This window comes from Halomonas sp. DP3Y7-2 (assembly GCF_019800795.1).
In the GTDB taxonomy this organism is placed as follows: Bacteria; Pseudomonadota; Gammaproteobacteria; order Pseudomonadales; family Halomonadaceae; genus Halomonas; species Halomonas litopenaei_A.
In genome coordinates, this window is record NZ_JAHVKJ010000013.1 from 56,687 (window position 1) to 74,095 (window position 17,409).

Sequence of the window (17,409 nt, forward strand, 5' to 3'; positions counted from 1 at the left end):
CCATGACCGCGACCCTCTCCCTTGCTACGACCTCCCACATGGCCACGACGACCCCAGAGACTGCTGTGCAGGATCGATCTAACGGGACCGCATTGCCCGCACCGCTGTCGCTCAAGCAGCAGTACCCGTTGAGCGCCACTCTGGCGGACCGTGTCGACGCACAGCGTCAGGAAATTCGCGACATTCTGGAAGGCCGAGATGACCGCCTGCTGGCGGTGGTGGGGCCCTGTTCGATTCATGATCCCCAGGCGGCCCTGGAATACGCCGAGCGCCTGGCCGGCCTGGCGGCCAGTATCCGCGATCGTGTCCTGGTGGTCATGCGCGTCTACGTCGAGAAGCCACGCACCACCGTGGGCTGGAAGGGACTGGCCTACGATCCAGACCTGGATGGGACAGGCAACATGAGCCGTGGCCTGGGACTGTCGCGCCAGCTGATGCGGGACATCGTCGAGATGGGGCTGCCGGTCGCCACCGAAATTCTGCAGCCGATGATCGCTCCATATCTGGAGGATCTGCTGGCCTGGGTCGCCATCGGCGCGCGCACGACCGAGTCTCAGCTGCACCGCGAGATGGCCAGTGGCCTGGGGGCTGTCGTCGGTTTCAAGAATGCCACCAGTGGTGATGTGCAGGTGGCCCTGGATGCGATGCACAGTGCTGCCCATCCCCATCAACATTTTGCCGTAGGCAGCGACGGCCAGCCGATGATGGTCGAGACCCAGGGCAATCCCCATACCCATGTGGTGCTGCGGGGCGGCCACGGCGAACCGAACTACGATGTTGCTGCGGTGGCGGCAGCGCGTAGAGCTCTGCGCGAGGCCGGGCTGTCGCCGCGCTTGATGGTCGACTGCAGTCATGCCAATGCGCGCAAGGACCACCGCCGCCAGAGCGAAGTCTTGCTCGACGTGCTGGCCCAGCGGCTGGCGGGCGATACGGCGCTGATCGGGGTGATGCTCGAGAGCCATCTGCATGAAGGCAAGCAGCCTCTGGACCCCGGCAAGCTGCGCTACGGTGTCTCCGTCACGGACGCGTGCATTGGCTGGGAGACCACCGAACACCTGTTGAGTGTGGCCGCAGAGCGCCTGGCCGAGGGCGCCTGATCAACCCCGGCAAAATGGCCAGACCTGGAAGAATCCATCGCAACGAAACTCCGCCTCGCAGGCGGCCAACTGGCCGCGATAACGCGAGGCGGTGGTCGCGACCTCGCGCGCCGCGCGCATGACCGCAGGCTTGGCGCGATAACTACCACGCTGATAGCCCCCCTGGCCTTCGTGGTAGGCCAGGTAGAGGTGTTCCGGATTGGCCAGCGAGACGCCGGTCATGCGCTGCGTTCGGGCGTTGTACCAGCCGATGAAATCGGTGGCATCGTCCATGTCGCTGCGGCTTGAGAACAGCCCACCCGCATCATCACTGTATTCTCCCCAGACCGGGTCCTGGGCCTGGGCGTAGCCGTAGGCCGAGGAGGGACGCGTCCACGGAATGAACCCCAATAGCGTGGTTCTGGGCGGCCTGACGTGGCTGCGAAACGATGATTCGCGCTTGATGAACGCCATTTGGGTCCAGGGGGGAGTCCCCCACTTTTCATACGAGGCACGCGTCGCGTCATACCAGTCCGGCTGCTGGCGAAAGATTTCGCACAGATTGTCCTGATGGGCCGGTGGCGCTGGGGCAAAGGCCGCACAGCCTCCCAGCAGCAGCAACATGCCGCTCAAGACCAAGCACTTCAAGACTAAGCACTTCAAAACCCTGCGAGCCGGTTGAGAGACAGCGCCCTTGGAGATACAGCGCCCATGGACAGAGCGCTTGGAGGAACAGCTCCTGGAGAGGGAGCTCCTGAAAAAAGACTCGGGGGCAGGCCTTGAGGCGGGCATGGACACTCCATTGTCGTGATGAGCTTGAGCATTATGCCGTTCTCGCCACCTGGAGAACACTTGGCGTCACCCATGCCGCTTTCATCGACTTGTTCTATGCCGTTTCAGGCGTCGCCTGAGAGAGCTCCCCTGGATCCTGCATATCTTCTGGCACTCGTGGCAGGTCGACGGGTAGATGGCGGGCGAAGAATGCCAGACAGTCGAGACTGCTGGAGGCGTCGGGAGCGAGCGGGCAGTTCCATGGGGAATCGCGCAACTCATCGGGCAACTGTTGGCTGAGCTGCTCCAGCTCCTGGCTCTTTGGCCAGCTGAGCCAACGCTCCCTCTCCAGGGCCTGGGGTTGACGCCACTTGAGCATCCAGTCGTCGCCCCAGGGCAGTACCGCCAGATGTCCGGGGTCTGGCAACGGCAGCCCCTGGAAGGCGCTGGACCACCAGGCGGGGTGGAGCTGCTGGCGGTGAAGCCGGTTCAAGCACTGGGCCAGCAGTCCCCGCTGGATCACCATCACATCCAGGTGCTGGTGGTCCTGATTGAGCACATGCACCGCCAGGCTCTGTCGATTCACGCACAGCTCTTTCGCGATCAGCGTGTCGAGTGACGCTTGCGGGTCACTATGGCCCAGCACTCCCCGCTCTAGTGCCACCAGAGCGATAGTGTGGGGTGGCATGACCAGCACGCAGGGTAGGGCAGGATCCAGTTGACCAAGGAGATCCAGCCGGGAGTGGCTCCCCCCTCGTTGCTGCCTTTGATCGGTGCAATGTACCCAGTGCCAGCAAGGTTCTGGGTCCTCATCGCTAGAGGGTGCCTTTTGCGGCATGAGCAGAATGCGCTGATGTCGGTGTCCCAGATGCCACATGGTTCTGGTCCTGTCGAGAGCAAGCGTTGGATCACTCTGTCGTCACGTAAGCTTAGTTTCTTTCACTAATTGTTACTCTTTTAACATTTCAGTTACCTCTTATGCTTTGTCCGGCGTACCGCATCGTCACATCCCTGTCATCTAGACATCCTAGGGTGTCGCGAGGACCGACATCGCCGAGATAGCGCACCCAACAGCGCAGATCGGCGCGAGTGACTGCCCGCCACCGGCCCGCAGCCGGCAACGACATCCCGTCTGCCGACGTTCCACACGTCGACGGCCAAGAGAGGACTGCGCAATGAGCAAGGAAATCGAAGATCACCGCCTGTTGAACCCCAGCAGCAATGAGCCCTTTTCTTCAATACTCGATCGTCGCCTGTCGCGCCGCGCTGTGATGAAGGGCGGCATGGGCATGGCAGCCATGTCCATGCTGGGGGGCTTCGGGCTGACCGCTATCGCCGATCAGCATGGGTCAGGCATGTCCAAGACGCCGCTGGCACTGGCCTTCGACGCGGTCAAAGGGTCGCGCACGGATGCGGTAGTGGTGCCTGCGGGGTATACCGCCCAGGTACTGGTGCCCTGGGGCACGCCGCTCGATGACAGCGCCCCCCAATGGCGCGACGACCTGGCCATGACGCCAGAGGGACAGGCGGCCAGCGTCGGCATGCACCACGACGGCATGCACCCCTTCGCTTTGGATGATGCCAGCGGCTCTGAGCGCTTCCTGCTGGTGATGAACAACGAGTACATCGATGAAAATGCCCTGTGGGCGCCCCAGGGTGGTCCCACCAACATGGCGGAGGGCAAGCGTCCTGCCGATGAAGTCCGAACGGAAATCAATGCCCACGGGGTCACGGTCGTAGAGGTGCAGAAGGGCGCCAACGGACACTGGAGTCACGTCAAGGGATCCCGTTACAACCGTCGCTATACCAGTGCCACGCCGATGCACCTGTCTGGCCCGGTGGCCGGCAGTGACTACGTGAAGACCCGGTTCTCTCCGGGGGGAACCCAGGCGCGGGGCACCAACAATAACTGTGCCAATGGGTATACCCCCTGGGGAACCTATCTGACCTGCGAAGAAAACTGGCCGGATTATTTCGTCAAGGACGAAGGGCGGACGCGGGACGACGATCGTCTTGGCATCGCCACCGGGCGCGGTCGCTATGGCTGGGAAACCGCAGCGGGCGACGCCAGCGAACGTGATGACGAGTTTACCCGGCTGATCGGCAACCCCGGCGATGGCGATGCCACCGGCGACTATCGCAACGAGGCGCGTCAGTTCGGCTATATCGTTGAGATCGACCCGTACACCGGCAAGCAAGCGGTGAAGCGCACGGCGTTGGGGCGTTTCCGCCACGAGGGGTGCTGGCCGGGCAAGTTGGAGGCTGGCCAGCCGGTCGTGTTCTACTCTGGCCACGACTCCCGCAACGAGTACATCTACAAGTTCGTGTCCAGGGCGGTCTGGGACCCGGCGGATGCCATCGCGCCCGGCGCCGAGGCCGACCGCCTGGCGCTAGGCAGCAAGTACATGGATGAGGGCACGCTGTACGTGGCTCGCTTCAATGCCGATGGCAGTGGCCAGTGGTTGCCGCTGACGCCGCAAGCCACCACCCAGGATGGTCGACCCCTGGCCGAGGCCCTGGAGCTCGGTGCCGACGATCTGGCAGGGGTGATCATCCATACCTGCGATGCCGCTGACCTGATGGGGGCAACGCCGATGGATCGCCCGGAGTGGGGCGCGGTGGATCCTTCCACCGGTGAGGTCTACATGACCCTTACCAACAACTCCAAGCGTACCGAGGAAGGCACCGAGGCGACACTGACCGGCGATGGCGACAGCATCGAGGCGTTGGGGAATGGCTATGCCACCGCTCCGGTCAATGCCGCCAACCCGAGGGCCAACAATGAGGCGGGGCAGATCATCCGCTGGCGTGAGGGGGCAGATGCCAGTGCTTTCGAATGGGAGGTCTTTGTCTTCGGTGCCGCCGCCAGCGATGCCGATAACCTGTCGGGCCTGACCGCCGACAACGAGTTCGCCAGTCCCGACGGTCTTTACTTCGACGAGCGCGGCGACGGCCAGGGTATCCTGTGGATTCAGACCGACAATGGCTATGAGGGAGTTGCCGAAAGTACCAATGACCAGGTTCTGGCGGTGGTGCCGGCAGGGCTGGAGCGTGCCGATGGTGCGGCTGCGGTGCTGTCCGGTGCCAACCAGGACAAGCTCAAGCGCTTCTGTGTGGGTCCCAACGGCTGCGAGGTGACGGGTATCTTCTCGACGCCTGACAAGACGGCGCTGTTTATCAACATCCAGCATCCTGGCAACTGGCCTGCCAGTGATGATGCCACCCAGGCCACCGATTCCAGCGTGCGTCCGCGTGCTGCCACGGTGGTCATTCAGCGCAAAGACGGCGGCCAGATCGGGCTCTAGCCTTCGCTAGCCGCCTTTGACTGCGGCGTCCAGCACCGGCCCCCGGCTCCTTCATCGGAGCCGGGGGCTTTGCTTTTGGGGCGGGGCGCGACAGGGGCGGGGCGCGACAGGGGCGGGGCGCGACAGGGGCGGTGCTGGCGCCAAGGCGCCCTGATGTCCGTGATGTTGGCGGTGCCGGCATGATATGCCCCCGACAGCATCGCTGGCGGGGGCTTTCTAGGAGCGCTGTGTCCTGGAGCTAAAGCCGTCAGGCACGGGCGGCATAGGCGTAGAGCAGCGTTTCCTGGGCCGAGATCGGGGCGGCCTCGCCGGGATCCTGCTTGATGTAGGTCCCGTCGCCCTGCAACAGCCAGCTCTGACAGTTGTCGACCAGGTAGGTTTCCAGGTCCTTGCGCACCCGTGCGGCCAGTTTCTTGTCCAGCAGCGGGAAGCAGGTCTCGACCCGGTGGAACATGTTGCGGGCCATGAAGTCGGCGCTGGAGCCCCAGGTTTCGGGCTTGCCGTCATTGTGGAAGTGGAAGACTCGGGTGTGCTCCAGAAAGCGACCGATGACCGAGCGCACGCGAATGTTCTCCGAGATGCCGGGAAGTCCGGGGCGCAGGCAGCACATGCCGCGAATGATCAAGTCGCATTCGACCCCGGCCTGGGAGGCGCGATAGAGGGCCTGAATCAGCTTGGGTTCGGTCAGGGAATTGCACTTGACGATGATATGGGCGCGCTTTCCCTTGCGCGCGAAGTCGGCTTCGCGCTCGATCATTGCCACCACTTGCTCGTGCAGGGTGAACGGAGCGTGGAGCAGCTTTTCGATCTGGCGGGTGCGTCCCATGCCAGAGAGCTGCTGGAACACCTTGTGCACGTCGGCACACAGCACCGGATCGGCGGTCAGCAAGCTGTAGTCGGTGTAGAGTTTTGCCGTCTTGGAATGGTAGTTGCCGGTGCCCAGGTGGGCATAGTGACGCAGCGCGCCCTTCTCGCGGCGCACAATATGCATCATCTTGGCGTGGGTCTTGTAGGCCATGACACCGTAGATGACGATGGCGCCGGCCTCCTGCAGGCGTGAGGCGAGGGCCAGGTTGTCGGCTTCATCGAAGCGGGCGCGCAGTTCGATGACAACGGTGACTTCCTTGCCATTGCCGGCGGCCTCCACCAGGGCGGTGACGATGGGGGAGTCGGCGCCGGTGCGATACAGCGTCTGCTTGATCGCCAGCACGTCCGGGTCGCGAGCGGCTTCACGGCACAGGTCTTCCACGGGAGTGAAGGACTGGAAGGGGTGGTGCAGCAGGATATCGCCTTCCTGCATGGCCTGCATGATGCTGTTGGGCTGTTTGACCTGCTTGGGTATCCCCGGCACGAAGGAGCGATACATCAGCTCTGGGCGCTCCGAGTCCCCCAGTACCGACATCATGCGAGTGAGGTTGACTGGGCCGTTGACGCGATAGAGGTCATTGGGCTCGAGCTGGAATTGCTTGAGCAGAAAGTCGGACAAGCCTTCCGGGCAGTTGTCGGCCACCTCGAGGCGCACGCCACTGCCGTAGCGGCGGGCCAGCAGCTCACCACGCAGGGCCGAGGCCAGGTCCGAGACTTCTTCCGGGTCCACGGTCATGTCGGCGTTGCGGGTCAGGCGGAACTGATAGCAGCCCTTGACCTTCATGCCCGGGAACACTTCGTCGGCGTGGGCATGGATCATCGAGGACAGGAACAGGTACTCGTTGAAGCCTTCCTCACACAGCTCGCTGGGCAGTGCGATCACTCGTGGCAGGGAGCGGGGCGCCGGAAGAATGGCGAGGCCGCCTTCGCGGCCGAAGGCATCCTTGCCTTCCAGCTCGACGATGAAGTTCAGGCTCTTGTTGACTAGGCGTGGGAAGGGGTGCGACGGGTCCAGGCCAATCGGGCTGACGACCGGAATGATTTCGTTGGAGAAGTAGTCATGGACCCACTTGCGCTGAGCCTTGGTCCAGTCGCTGCGGCGGCGGAAGCGAATGTTCTGTGCCTCCATTGCCGGAATCAGCTGCTCATTGAGAATGCGGTACTGACGTTCGACATGCTCGTGGGCGATCTTGGAAATCTCGTCCAGCACGGAGCGCGGGCTGCGCCCATCGGCCCCGGTGGCGTCATCGCCCATGGCGATCTGGCTCTTCAGGCCGGCGACGCGAATTTCGAAGAACTCGTCCATGTTTGAGGAGAAGATCAGCAGGAACATCAAGCGGTTGAGCAGCGGATGCGCTTCATCCAGTGCCTGTTCGAGCACCCTGATGTTGAACTGCAGATGCGACAACTCACGATTGAAGTAGAGGCTGGGATCGCTGAGATCCGCCTCCGGGTCGGGCAGAGCCTTGGGCTTGATCCCGGTGCGCGTCTGATTCAGCCGCGGCACCGGGGTATCGGCCTGGGGGGAGTCTCCCACCGAGACATCGGACTTGCCCAGGGTGGCCTGTTCAATGGTGGCGTTGTCGGTCTGTGCGTCTTCCATGGTCATTCCTCAAAAAGGGGCCCGGGAAGGCGCCGTTCCTTCCCCTCGTCAGCTTGCCAACAGTCTGGCCGCTCGCTTGGCAAAATAGGTCAGCACGCCGTCGGCTCCGGCACGCTTGAAGCACATCAGGGACTCCAGAATGACGCTGTCGGCATCCAGCCAGCCATGGTCGAATGCCGCCATGTGCATGGCATATTCACCACTGACCTGGTAAGCGTAGGTGGGCACACGCAGTTCGTCCTTGACCCTGCGCACCACATCCAGATAGGGCATACCTGGCTTGACCATCACCATGTCGGCGCCTTCGGTGATGTCCATGGCGGCCTCGTGGAGCGCCTCGTCGCTGTTGGCGGGATCCATCTGGTAGGTGGACTTGTCGGCCTTGCCCAGGTTGGCCGCGGAGCCCACGGCGTCGCGGAAGGGGCCGTAGTAGCGCGATGCATATTTGGCGCTGTAGGCCATGATGCGGGTGTTGTGCAGTCCTTCCTGCTCCAGCAGCTCGCGGATCGCGCCGATGCGGCCGTCCATCATGTCGGACGGTGCCACCACGTCGGCGCCCGCCTCGGCATGGGACAGGGCCTGCTTGATCAAGGTCTCCACGGTGCGGTCATTGGCCACGTAGCCGTGCTCGTCGAGGATGCCGTCCTGGCCGTGGCTGGTGTAAGGGTCCAGCGCCACGTCGGTGATGACGCCGAGTTCCGGCAGGGCCGCCTTGAGCTCGCGCACGCTGCGCTGGACGAGTCCGCCTGCGCTGTAGGCTTCTTCGGCCAGCTCGCTTTTCTTGTCGGCATCGACGACCGGAAACAGGGCAATCGCGGGGATCCCCAGCTCGACCGCTTCTCGGGCTTCTTCAATCAGCAGGTCCAGCGACAGGCGCTCGACACCGGGCATGGACGGCACGGCCTCGCGACGACCTTCGCCTTCCAGCACAAACACTGGCCAGATCAGGTCATCGGCGGTCAGGGTGTTCTCACGCATCAGGCGGCGAGAGAAGTCGTCCTTGCGCATGCGACGGGGACGAGCAGCAGGAAACAGGCGAGGGGTGATGGCACTCAAGACGGCACTCCACTGGGAACGAGATTTGGCGCCACGCGCTAGTGTGGTGGCGTTAGATGACAGGCGCGTGACATCCGTCGAGTATATTCCTCCTCGCCTGTTCGTCGAAAGTCGCGTCTTGTCGCACCCTTGGTGACTCTCTAGAGTAGTGGCTGTCTTGGCTGCACTTGGCGCCCTGGAGAGCCAAGTGCGCTCATAAGGAGAATGAAATGAGTAAACAGGTAGCGATCGTCCTGTCAGGTTGTGGCGTCCAGGATGGCTCTGAAGTCTATGAAACCACCCTGACCCTGCTGCGCCTGGATCAACTGGGCATTGCCTATCGCTGCTTCGCACCGGATATCGATCAGGCGGTGGTCGATCATCACCGCGGCGAGGCGGTCGAGGAGACGCGGAACGTGCTGGTGGAATCTGCGCGCCTGGCCCGGGGAGAGATTTCTCCGCTGGATGAGCTGTCTGCCTCGGACTTTGATGCGCTGATCTTGCCCGGTGGTTTCGGGGTGGCCAAGAACCTGTCGAACTATGCGACAGCCAAGTCCGATATGGACGTGCACCAGGACTTGAGTGAGCTGTTGATCGAGTTTCACGACGCACGCAAGCCGATCGGACTGATGTGCATTGCCCCGGTGCTGGTGCCTAAGGTCCTGGGGCCGGGAATTGCCGTGACCATCGGCAGCGATCCGGAAGTGTGCGGCTGCATCAGTGCCATGGGCGGGCTGCATCGTAGCTGCGCCGTTGACGATATCGTGGTGGATTTCGAACACCGTATCGTCACGACGCCTGCTTACATGCTGGCGACCCGCATGAGCGAAGCGGCACTAGGCATCAACAAGCTGGTCGAGCGCATCGATGAGATGATGGATCTGAATCACTGAATGTGCGGTACGCACATCACCCAGTGATCGGGATTGGATAGCAAAAAGCCGACGTTTTACGTCGGCTTTTTGCGTCTTTCGCTACAGGTCTTTCGCTACAAGTCTTTCGCTACCGAGGCGTCGGTTGCTGTGTCCCCAGCGACGCGCATGTTTGCACAATGCTCCGGGATCAGGCGTCGTTGGGGCCTTCGCTGGCGCTGTCTTCCTGTTCGGCATCAGCGCGGCGGCGCTTGACGAGCCGGCCGAACAGCAGCCCCACCTCATAGAGCAGATACATGGGAATGGCCAGCAGGCTCTGGCTGACCACGTCCGGGGGCGTCATCAGCATGCCGATCACAAAGCAGCCGAGTATGACGTAAGGGCGCTTGGCGCTCAGGCTTTCGACGCTGGCCGCTCCGGTAAGCACCAGCAAGAAAGTGGCGATCGGGATCTCGAAGGCAATGCCAAAGGCGAAGAACAGCTTCAGTACAAAGTTGAGGTACTGGTTGATGTCGGTCATTACCTGCACGTTCTCCGGCCCGGTCTGGGTGAAGAAGGCGAACAGCAGGGGAAACACGACATAGTAGGCGAAGGCCGCGCCGAGATAGAACAGCACCACGCTGGAGGCCAGCAGGGGCAGCGCCAGGGCCTTTTCCTTGTCGTAAAGTCCCGGAGCGACGAAGGCCCAGGCCTGATGCAGCACGAAGGGAATGGCCACGAATACCGCCACCACCAGCGTCAGCTTGAAGGGCGCAAGGAAGGGCGATGCGACCTCGGTGGCGATCATCTGCGAGCCTTCCGGCAACAGCTCCATCAGGGGATCTGCCACAAACTGATAGATGTCGTTGGAGAAGGCGTAGAGCGCCAGGAATATCACCACGATGGCGATCACCGCGCGCATCAGTCGCGAGCGCAGTTCCACCAGGTGTTCAATCAGCGGGGCGTGGCCCTGACCGGACGGCGGCGTGTCACCAGAATGGCTCATCGGGCGGTGGAATCCTTGTGATCGGAAGTGGCAGCTGAGTCGACGGACGAGGTTGGCTGGCTGGCGCTGTCAATGGCGGCGTCCAGACGCTGGTCCGCGCTGGTGCTGCCGTCGCTCTGCGGGCGAGCGCTGTCACGAGGCGGTGCATCGGCGATGGACTCGACACTGCGCTTGGCGCTTGCCGCACTGTTCTTCGCCTGGCTGACGCCTTCGTTGAGCTTGCGCTCCTGCTCCTTGAGCTTCTGCCGCAGTTCCTCGGCTTCGAGCTGGGCGCTGATTTCGCGCTGCATGCCCGCCACTGAGCGTTTGATCCGGCCTACCCACAGGCCGGCGGTACGCGCGGCCTTGGGCAGACGCTCGGGACCCAGCACCAGAAGCCCCACCACCCCGATGATCAGCAGTTCGAGAAAGCCGATATCGAACATGTGGCGTTACTTGCGTTCGTCGGAGGACTCGGGCTTGCGCTCTGCCTCGACATCGTAGGTGTGGGTGCCGGTGGGCTCGTCATGACGCACCTGGGCCTGAGGCTTGTCTTCCTCGGACTTCTCTTCGTCTTCGTTGACGGCCTTCTTGAAGCCCTTCACGGCGCCTCCCAGGTCGCTGCCGACATTTCTGAGCTTCTTGGTGCCGAAGATCAGGATGATGATGCCGAGCACGATCAGCAGCTGCCAGATACTGATACCACCTAACATAAGTGCTTCCTCAATGTACGGCGCCAAGCGCCTTGAATCGTTGGTTCCGGCCGCCTTGTCAGCGGGGGCGGGACGCCTTTTCCTCGTGGCCCGATACGCCAAAGCGACGGGCCAGTTCATCCAGCACCTGCTGATGGTCAAGGCCCAGGTGCGAGAGCATCACCAGGCTATGAAACCACAGGTCTGCCGTTTCAGCGATCAACGCCTCTTGACTGGCTGGATCAGCGTCAACGTCCTTGGCGGCGAGGACGGTTTCCACCGCTTCCTCTCCCACCTTCTCGAGTATCTTGTTCAGGCCCTTGTGATGCAAGGAAGCGACGTAAGAGGACTCGGGGTCGGCGTGTCGACGTTCAGCGAGGGCGGCGTCGAGCTGCTTCAGAATATCGCTCATCGGTGAAGGTTCCATGAAGGGTCAGTTCCAGATCACCAGCAGGGTGCCAATGCCTGCCGCCAGCAGGACGGGCCATGGCTGGCCCGATAGCCATGCCGTCAATGGCTGCCAAGCCAGTGCGACCGCGGCCAGCGCCAGGCCCAGGCGGGTCCGTCGGACGCGCTTGGCCTGGCGGGTGAGCTGACTCAGGATATGGGTCAGTACATCGGCCTGCTGAGTGATCTGTCGGGAGCGCTTTTCGGTTTCCGACAGCGCCTTGTGGGCCAACACGGGCAGTTCCGGTAGCTGGCGGGTGAGCTCCGGCGCTTGCCGCTTGAAGGAGTCCCAGAGTCCGTGGGCGCCGGCGCGCTCTTTCATCCACTGCTCCAGATACGGCTTGGCGGTGGCCCACAGGTCAAGATCGGGATAGAGCTGGCGGCCGAGTCCCTCGATATTCAACAGGGTCTTCTGCAACAGCACCAGCTGTGGCTGGACTTCCATGTTGAAGCGCCGTGCGGTCTGGAACAGTCCCAGCAGCACCTGGCCGAAGGAAATATCCTTGAGCGGCTTTTCGAGGATCGGCTCACACACGGTACGCACCGCGGCGGCAAACTCGTTGGCGCGGGTGTCTTCTGCCACCCAGCCGGACTCGATGTGCAGCGCCGCCACCTCGTAGTAGTCCTGGTGGAAGAAGGCCAGCAGGTTGCGGGCCAGATAGTCCTGGTCTTCCCTTGTCAGGCTACCGACGATGCCGCAGTCGATGGCGATGTACTGGGGATCGCTCGGATTCTGGCGCGAGACGAAGATGTTCCCCGGGTGCATATCGGCATGGAAGAAATTGTCGCGAAAGACCTGGGTGAAGAAGATTTCGACGCCTCGCTCTGCCAGACGCTTGAGGTCTGTCCCCTGGGCCTTGAGGGCATCGATATCGGCCACCGGAACGCCGTGGATACGCTCCTGGACCATGACCTTCTGGCGCGTCAGCGGCCAGTGGATCGACGGTACGTAAAGCAGTGGCGAGCGCTCGAAGTTGCGCTTGAGCTGGGAAGTGTTGGCCGCCTCCTTGGTCAGGTCCAGTTCATCGAACAGGGTGACCTCGTAGTCGCGTACCACCTCCAGCGGATGCAGTCGGCGTGCCTCGGGCAGAAAACTCAGGGCCTTGGCCAGCAGATACATCAGCGACATGTCCTGGCGCATGACCCGATCAATGCCCGGGCGGATGACCTTGACCACCACATCCTGGCCATCGTGCAGGCGCGCCGTGTGAACCTGGGCAATCGATGCAGAGGCCAGCGGCTCCCGCGAAAATTCGGCAAACAGCGCCGACAGCGGTTCACCCAGGGACTCTTCGATCAGCGCTTCTGCCTGCTCGCCAGGGAAGGGCGGTACCTGATCCTGCAGTCGCTTGAGTTCGTTGGCGATATCGTCGGGAAACAGGTCGCGTCGCGTCGACAGCATCTGGCCAAACTTGACGAAGATCGGTCCCAGCGACTCCAGCGCCAGGCGCAACCGCTCACCCCGTGAGCGCTCACCTACGGGCACCAGCTTGAGCGGCGACCAGGTGAACACCAGGCGTAGCCACCAGGGTAGTTTTTCCAGGGGCAGCAGGGTATCCAGGCGATAACGGGTGACGACCCAGATGATGCGCAGGGGGCGAAGGATCATGGGGCGTCGTTCTCCTGGGCCAGGCGGCGGGTCAGGCGCTTGAGGCGTGCTTCGGTGCGATCAGTGGCGAGTTCGAGCTCGGTCAGGGCGTCGCGCATGGCTTCCAGCTGGTGGCGGCCGGGCAGCCAGCGAGCTTCCTCGAACACGTACTCGGAGACATCGGCGCACAGTTCCCGCTGGGTGCGAAGCCCCCAGCGGGATAGACCGCGTAGCCCTTCGGCAAGCTGGTGGGCGGGTAGATCCCCCAGCCAGCGGGCGAGTTCGGCCTCCCAGTCCAGATCCAGGTCCATCAGCAGGTCGCGGGTCGCCTCCAGCAGGTGGATCTTGCCGCGCACCGCCAGGCGGCCCTCGAACATCAGGCGCTCCATGTCGGCACCGCCGGCGAGGCGTCCCAGGGTATCCGTGTCCAGCTCGACCACCGCATCCCAGGCAGCTTCCTCGACCTCATCGATCAGCAGCAGGTCAAGCCCTTGAGGGTGGTAGCACAGGCCCAGCTGCACCGGCGGCGATTCCAGGCACAGCAGGACGCGCTGGCCCGCCAGCTGGCGTAGCCGCGAGGGGGCAGCGGGGTCGCGGGCAAGCAGGGTGTTGACGGTCTTCTCGATGCCGGCCAGCAGCAGGGTCGGGGTCAAGGCCATCATGTCCTCAAAGCTTGATGCCGCGGTGCAGGGCGACGATACCACCGGTGAGATTGGTGTATTCGACACGCTCGAGGCCGGCCGTTTCCATCATGCCCTTCAGCGTTTCCTGGTCAGGATGCATGCGAATCGATTCGGCCAGGTAACGATAGCTGTCGGCATCACCCGCCACCATTTCGCCCATCTTCGGCAACAGGCGAAATGAGTACTCGTCGTAGGCTCGGGTCAGCAGGGGGTTGCCGGGCTTGGAAAACTCAAGCACCAGCAGACGGCCCCCAGGCTTCAGGATGCGCGCCATCGACGCCAGCGCGGCATCCTTGTCGGTAACGTTGCGCAGGCCAAAGGCGATGGTGATGCAGTCAAAGGTATTGTCGGGAAAGGGCAAGCATTCCGCGTTGGCCTGAACGTACTCGACATTGCCACCGACGCCGCGGTCGAGCAGCTTGTCACGGCCCACTCCCAGCATCGATGCGTTGATGTCGGCCAGAACGACCTTGCCGCGAGGGCCCACCATACGCGAGAACTTGAGCGCCAGATCCCCCGTTCCACCGGCAATATCAAGCACGCTGTGGCCTGGGCGAACACCGGAACGCTCGATAGTGAGACGCTTCCACAGACGATGGATACCGAAGGACATCAGGTCGTTCATGACGTCATAACGGGCTGCCACGCTGTGGAAGACATCGGCGACGCGTGACGCCTTTTCGTCGACCGGCACGTCCTGAAAACCAAAGTGGGTAGTGCGCTTATCCATGGGACTCCCGAGTCGTGAGCTGTCGCGAGATGGGCCTAGAAAACGGCCATTGTAGCCTTGCGGGCCGGGCTTGTCTTTGACCGTGGCCTGGCCTCGGAAAGACGAGTGCTGCTACAGCTGACGGATCTCGATACCCAGCGGCTCGCGGCTGGCGCCAGCGGCTTCGAGGCGTTCGAGGTAGTCGGCCCAGTTGGCGTCGCGCTCGCGGATCAACCAGGCCAGGTAGTCCCAGCTGTAGAGCCCACTGTCATGGCCGTCATCGAAGTGAAGCTTGAGCGCGTAGCGTCCGGCCTGGCGAATATCGGCAAGGCCTACATCCTTCTTGCCTACCTGCAGGGTGGCGGTATCGGCGCCGTGGCCGCGAACCTCGGCAGACGGCGAAAACACCCGCAGGTATTCCACCGGCAGGCGGTGGCGTGAGCCATCGGCATAGCCAATCTCCAGCTCACGCGCTTTCCTGTGATAATGCACCAGGGTAGGGGTAGGGGCTGTCATGTCGATCTCCACGGAGTGATATGCCGATCTTGCGCTTGCTGCGGCCCTTGTGGTTGAAGCTGTTCATCAGGGATTGTCATGACAGCCTACCATCACGACACGGGCCGCGGCGCGATGCGCGGCGGCCCGTGGGGGGTGATGCTCAAGCCTCGTCGGGCATGGCACGGTATTACAGAATATACCGGCTCAGGTCCTCGTCCATCGCCAGCTCACCCAGCTGAGAATCGACGTAGGCGCGGTCGATGACCAGCGGGCTGCCAATGTCGGAGCCCTTGAAGGAAGCTTCTTCCAGCAGTCGTTCCATCACGGTGTGAAGGCGGCGAGCCCCGATGTTTTCGGTGCCTTCATTGACGTTATAGGCGATCTCGGCGATGCGCTCGATGCCGTCGTCGGTGAACTGCACTTCCAGGCCATCGGTGGCCAGCAGCGCCTCGTACTGACGGGTCAGGGCGGCGGACGGCTCGGTCAGGATGCGCTTGAAGTCCTCCGGCGTCAGCGCCGACAGCTCGACGCGGATGGGCAGACGGCCCTGCAGTTCCGGAATCAGGTCTGACGGACGCGACAGGTGGAAGGCCCCTGAGGCGATGAACAGGATGTGGTCGGTCTTTACCATGCCGTACTTGGTCGACACGGTGGAGCCCTCGATCAGCGGCAGCAGGTCGCGCTGGACGCCCTCACGGGAGACCTCCCCACCGCTGGACTGTCCGCTGCCCTTGGCCACCTTGTCGATTTCGTCGAGGAAGACGATACCGTTCTGCTCCACCGCCTCCACGGCGCGGGATTTGATGTCGTCCTCGTTGACCAGCTTGCCGGCCTCTTCGTCGCGCAGGATAGAGAAGGCTTCCTTGACCGTGACCTTGCGGGTCTCGGTCTTGCCCTTGCCCATGCCCGAGAACAGGCTCTGGAGCTGGTTGGTCATCTCTTCCATGCCCGGCGGTGTCTGGAATTCCAGATTGGGGGCCTGGGGAGACACCTGAATCTCGATTTCCTTGTCGTCGAGCTGACCCTCGCGCAGCTTCTTGCGGAACATCTGGCGGGTGGACGAGTCTTGACGCGGTTCGTCTTCCTGGCCCCGCGGCGGCGGCAGCAGGGCGTCGAGGATGCGATCCTCGGCGGCGTCCTCGGCGCGGTGGCCGACCTCTTCCTTGGCCTGCTCGCGGACCAGCTTGATGGCCGCTTCGGTGAGGTCGCGGATGATCGACTCGACGTCGCGCCCGACGTAGCCCACCTCGGTAAACTTGGTGGCCTCGACCTTGATGAACGGTGCCTTGGCCAGCTTGGCCAGGCGTCGAGCAATCTCGGTCTTGCCGACACCGGTGGGGCCGATCATCAGAATGTTCTTCGGCGTGACTTCCTGGCGCAGCTCACCGTCGAGCTGCATGCGACGCCAGCGGTTGCGCAGGGCGATGGCCACGGAGCGCTTGGCATCCTGTTGACCGACGATGTACTGATCCAGCGCGTGGACAATTTCGCGGGGTGTCATCTGGGTCATGATCAAAGCTCTTCCAGGGTCACGTGGTGATTGGTGTACACGCAGATGTCACCGGCGATTTCCAGCGACTTCTCGGTGATCTCGCGGGGCGACAGCTCGGTGTTCTCCAGCAGTGCGCGGGCGGCGGACAGGGCAAAGTTGCCGCCGGAGCCAATCGCGATGATGCCGCGCTCGGGCTCGACCACGTCGCCATTGCCGGTAATGATCAACGAGGCCTTCTTGTCGGCGACCGCCAGCAGGGCTTCAAGACGACGTAGAGCGCGATCGGTGCGCCAGTCCTTGGCCAGCTCCACCGCTGCCTTGACCAGGTTGCCCTGATACTTCTCGAGCTGGGCTTCGAAGCGTTCAAACAGGGTGAAGGCATCCGCGGTACCGCCGGCAAAGCCTGCCAGCACCTGGCCATGATAGAGGCGCCGCACCTTGCTGGCGTTGCCCTTCATTACCGTGTTGCCCAGTGACACCTGGCCGTCACCAGCCAGCGCCACCTGGTCGCCGCGGCGAACGGAAACAATCGTGGTCATGGAGCATTCTCCTTGAGGAAACCCCGGCATTCGACCGGCCTCGGGTTTCCTGTGACTTTCGAGGGAAGGGTCCCTCGTTGAAGACGATAGTCTGGGAGGTGTGGGCACCATGCCGAGATTTCAACCGGGCACAGCGGGCATCGCGCTGGCGGTGGGGCAGAATACGGTCGTGGCCTAGCCATGGAGACTGTCGTTGGCCATGGCTGACGCTGCATGCACTGCTCCGGGCCCGTAAACGACAGCACCCGGCCGAGGCCGGGTGCTGTTT

General features: G+C 62.9%; 17 protein-coding genes. 3 read left to right on the plus strand and 14 right to left on the minus strand.

The window, feature by feature from the left end; translation table 11 throughout:
* Positions 1-2 precede the first annotated feature (2 nt).
* A complete protein-coding gene (locus tag KUV45_RS18335; protein WP_222161572.1) occupies positions 3-1,097 on the plus strand; it encodes a 3-deoxy-7-phosphoheptulonate synthase in 1,095 nt (364 codons plus the stop codon).
* Here KUV45_RS18335 and KUV45_RS18340 read toward each other — a convergent pair whose 3' ends face one another.
* A complete protein-coding gene (locus KUV45_RS18340) occupies positions 1,098-1,700 on the minus strand; it encodes a lysozyme-like domain containing protein (RefSeq protein WP_222161654.1) in 603 nt (200 codons plus the stop codon).
* Between the two features lie 262 nt (positions 1,701-1,962).
* Complete coding sequence (locus tag KUV45_RS18345; protein ID WP_222161573.1) at positions 1,963-2,535, minus strand: hypothetical protein; 573 nt, start codon at positions 2,533-2,535, stop codon at positions 1,963-1,965.
* Positions 2,536-3,022: 487 nt separating this feature from the next.
* On the opposite strand from KUV45_RS18345, the gene KUV45_RS18350 reads away from it, so the two are divergent.
* Positions 3,023-5,152, plus strand: coding sequence for a PhoX family phosphatase (locus tag KUV45_RS18350; protein ID WP_222161574.1), 2,130 nt, complete (start codon positions 3,023-3,025; stop codon positions 5,150-5,152).
* A 247-nt stretch (positions 5,153-5,399) separates the two neighbouring features.
* On the opposite strand, the gene ppk1 is transcribed toward KUV45_RS18350, so the two are convergent.
* Together ppk1 and hemB are read right to left on the minus strand one after the other, a co-directional pair.
* Positions 5,400-7,622, minus strand: coding sequence for a polyphosphate kinase 1 (gene ppk1, locus KUV45_RS18355; protein ID WP_222161575.1), 2,223 nt, complete (start codon positions 7,620-7,622; stop codon positions 5,400-5,402).
* Positions 7,623-7,670: 48 nt separating this feature from the next.
* On the minus strand, positions 7,671-8,678 hold the full coding sequence (hemB, locus tag KUV45_RS18360; protein ID WP_222161576.1) for a porphobilinogen synthase: 1,008 nt from the start codon (positions 8,676-8,678) through the stop codon (positions 7,671-7,673).
* Positions 8,679-8,887: 209 nt separating this feature from the next.
* Between hemB and elbB the strand changes: the two genes are divergently transcribed.
* Positions 8,888-9,550: an isoprenoid biosynthesis glyoxalase ElbB gene (elbB, locus tag KUV45_RS18365; RefSeq protein WP_206940262.1), complete on the plus strand. Its 663-nt coding sequence runs from the start codon at positions 8,888-8,890 to the stop codon at positions 9,548-9,550.
* A 169-nt stretch (positions 9,551-9,719) separates the two neighbouring features.
* Here the strand turns inward: elbB and tatC are convergent, their stop codons facing one another.
* The 10 genes from tatC to hslV all read right to left on the minus strand — a co-directional run bounded on the left by tatC (position 9,720) and on the right by hslV (position 17,141).
* Positions 9,720-10,514, minus strand: coding sequence for a twin-arginine translocase subunit TatC (gene tatC, locus KUV45_RS18370; protein ID WP_222161577.1), 795 nt, complete (start codon positions 10,512-10,514; stop codon positions 9,720-9,722).
* Positions 10,511-10,939: a Sec-independent protein translocase protein TatB gene (tatB, locus tag KUV45_RS18375; RefSeq protein WP_222161578.1), complete on the minus strand. Its 429-nt coding sequence runs from the start codon at positions 10,937-10,939 to the stop codon at positions 10,511-10,513. Before tatB ends, tatC begins: the two co-directional genes overlap by 4 nt.
* Positions 10,940-10,945: 6 nt before the next feature.
* Positions 10,946-11,206, minus strand: coding sequence for a Sec-independent protein translocase subunit TatA (gene tatA / locus KUV45_RS18380; RefSeq protein ID WP_222161579.1), 261 nt, complete (start codon positions 11,204-11,206; stop codon positions 10,946-10,948).
* A gap of 58 nt (positions 11,207-11,264) precedes the next feature.
* Positions 11,265-11,597 (minus strand): phosphoribosyl-ATP diphosphatase, encoded by a 333-nt coding sequence (locus KUV45_RS18385; RefSeq protein WP_222161580.1) that lies wholly within the window; start codon positions 11,595-11,597, stop codon positions 11,265-11,267.
* A 21-nt stretch (positions 11,598-11,618) separates the two neighbouring features.
* On the minus strand, positions 11,619-13,241 hold the full coding sequence (ubiB, locus tag KUV45_RS18390) for a ubiquinone biosynthesis regulatory protein kinase UbiB (protein WP_206940251.1): 1,623 nt from the start codon (positions 13,239-13,241) through the stop codon (positions 11,619-11,621).
* Positions 13,238-13,879, minus strand: coding sequence for an SCP2 domain-containing protein (locus tag KUV45_RS18395; protein WP_222161655.1), 642 nt, complete (start codon positions 13,877-13,879; stop codon positions 13,238-13,240). Before KUV45_RS18395 ends, ubiB begins: the two co-directional genes overlap by 4 nt.
* 7 nt (positions 13,880-13,886) lie before the next feature.
* Positions 13,887-14,633, minus strand: a complete 747-nt coding sequence (ubiE, locus tag KUV45_RS18400) for a bifunctional demethylmenaquinone methyltransferase/2-methoxy-6-polyprenyl-1,4-benzoquinol methylase UbiE (RefSeq protein WP_206940250.1) — start codon at positions 14,631-14,633, stop codon at positions 13,887-13,889.
* A gap of 111 nt (positions 14,634-14,744) precedes the next feature.
* Positions 14,745-15,128: a gamma-butyrobetaine hydroxylase-like domain-containing protein gene (locus KUV45_RS18405; RefSeq protein WP_222161581.1), complete on the minus strand. Its 384-nt coding sequence runs from the start codon at positions 15,126-15,128 to the stop codon at positions 14,745-14,747.
* A 169-nt stretch (positions 15,129-15,297) separates the two neighbouring features.
* On the minus strand, positions 15,298-16,620 hold the full coding sequence (gene hslU, locus KUV45_RS18410) for an ATP-dependent protease ATPase subunit HslU (protein WP_222161582.1): 1,323 nt from the start codon (positions 16,618-16,620) through the stop codon (positions 15,298-15,300).
* 2 nt (positions 16,621-16,622) lie between these two features.
* Positions 16,623-17,141: an ATP-dependent protease subunit HslV gene (gene hslV / locus KUV45_RS18415; protein ID WP_206940245.1), complete on the minus strand. Its 519-nt coding sequence runs from the start codon at positions 17,139-17,141 to the stop codon at positions 16,623-16,625.
* Between the last annotated feature and the right edge of the window lie 268 nt (positions 17,142-17,409).

What these genes read in the sequence shown, in the direction of transcription:
- tatC (WP_222161577.1), bottom strand. Translation starts at nt 10,514, where the DNA reads ATGAGCCATTCTGGTGACACGCCGCCGTCCGGTCAGGGCCACGCCCCG.
- KUV45_RS18350 (WP_222161574.1), top strand. Translation starts at nt 3,023, where the DNA reads ATGAGCAAGGAAATCGAAGATCACCGCCTGTTGAACCCCAGCAGCAAT.
- KUV45_RS18385 (WP_222161580.1), bottom strand. Translation starts at nt 11,597, where the DNA reads ATGAGCGATATTCTGAAGCAGCTCGACGCCGCCCTCGCTGAACGTCGA.
- KUV45_RS18405 (WP_222161581.1), bottom strand. Translation starts at nt 15,128, where the DNA reads ATGACAGCCCCTACCCCTACCCTGGTGCATTATCACAGGAAAGCGCGT.
- ubiB (WP_206940251.1), bottom strand. Translation starts at nt 13,241, where the DNA reads ATGATCCTTCGCCCCCTGCGCATCATCTGGGTCGTCACCCGTTATCGC.
- elbB (WP_206940262.1), top strand. Translation starts at nt 8,888, where the DNA reads ATGAGTAAACAGGTAGCGATCGTCCTGTCAGGTTGTGGCGTCCAGGAT.
- ppk1 (WP_222161575.1), bottom strand. Translation starts at nt 7,622, where the DNA reads ATGGAAGACGCACAGACCGACAACGCCACCATTGAACAGGCCACCCTG.
- KUV45_RS18345 (WP_222161573.1), bottom strand. Translation starts at nt 2,535, where the DNA reads ATGCCACCCCACACTATCGCTCTGGTGGCACTAGAGCGGGGAGTGCTG.
- tatA (WP_222161579.1), bottom strand. Translation starts at nt 11,206, where the DNA reads ATGTTAGGTGGTATCAGTATCTGGCAGCTGCTGATCGTGCTCGGCATC.
- tatB (WP_222161578.1), bottom strand. Translation starts at nt 10,939, where the DNA reads ATGTTCGATATCGGCTTTCTCGAACTGCTGATCATCGGGGTGGTGGGG.
- hslU (WP_222161582.1), bottom strand. Translation starts at nt 16,620, where the DNA reads ATGACCCAGATGACACCCCGCGAAATTGTCCACGCGCTGGATCAGTAC.
- KUV45_RS18395 (WP_222161655.1), bottom strand. Translation starts at nt 13,879, where the DNA reads ATGGCCTTGACCCCGACCCTGCTGCTGGCCGGCATCGAGAAGACCGTC.
- KUV45_RS18340 (WP_222161654.1), bottom strand. Translation starts at nt 1,700, where the DNA reads ATGTTGCTGCTGCTGGGAGGCTGTGCGGCCTTTGCCCCAGCGCCACCG.
- KUV45_RS18335 (WP_222161572.1), top strand. Translation starts at nt 3, where the DNA reads ATGACCGCGACCCTCTCCCTTGCTACGACCTCCCACATGGCCACGACG.
- ubiE (WP_206940250.1), bottom strand. Translation starts at nt 14,633, where the DNA reads ATGGATAAGCGCACTACCCACTTTGGTTTTCAGGACGTGCCGGTCGAC.
- hslV (WP_206940245.1), bottom strand. Translation starts at nt 17,141, where the DNA reads ATGACCACGATTGTTTCCGTTCGCCGCGGCGACCAGGTGGCGCTGGCT.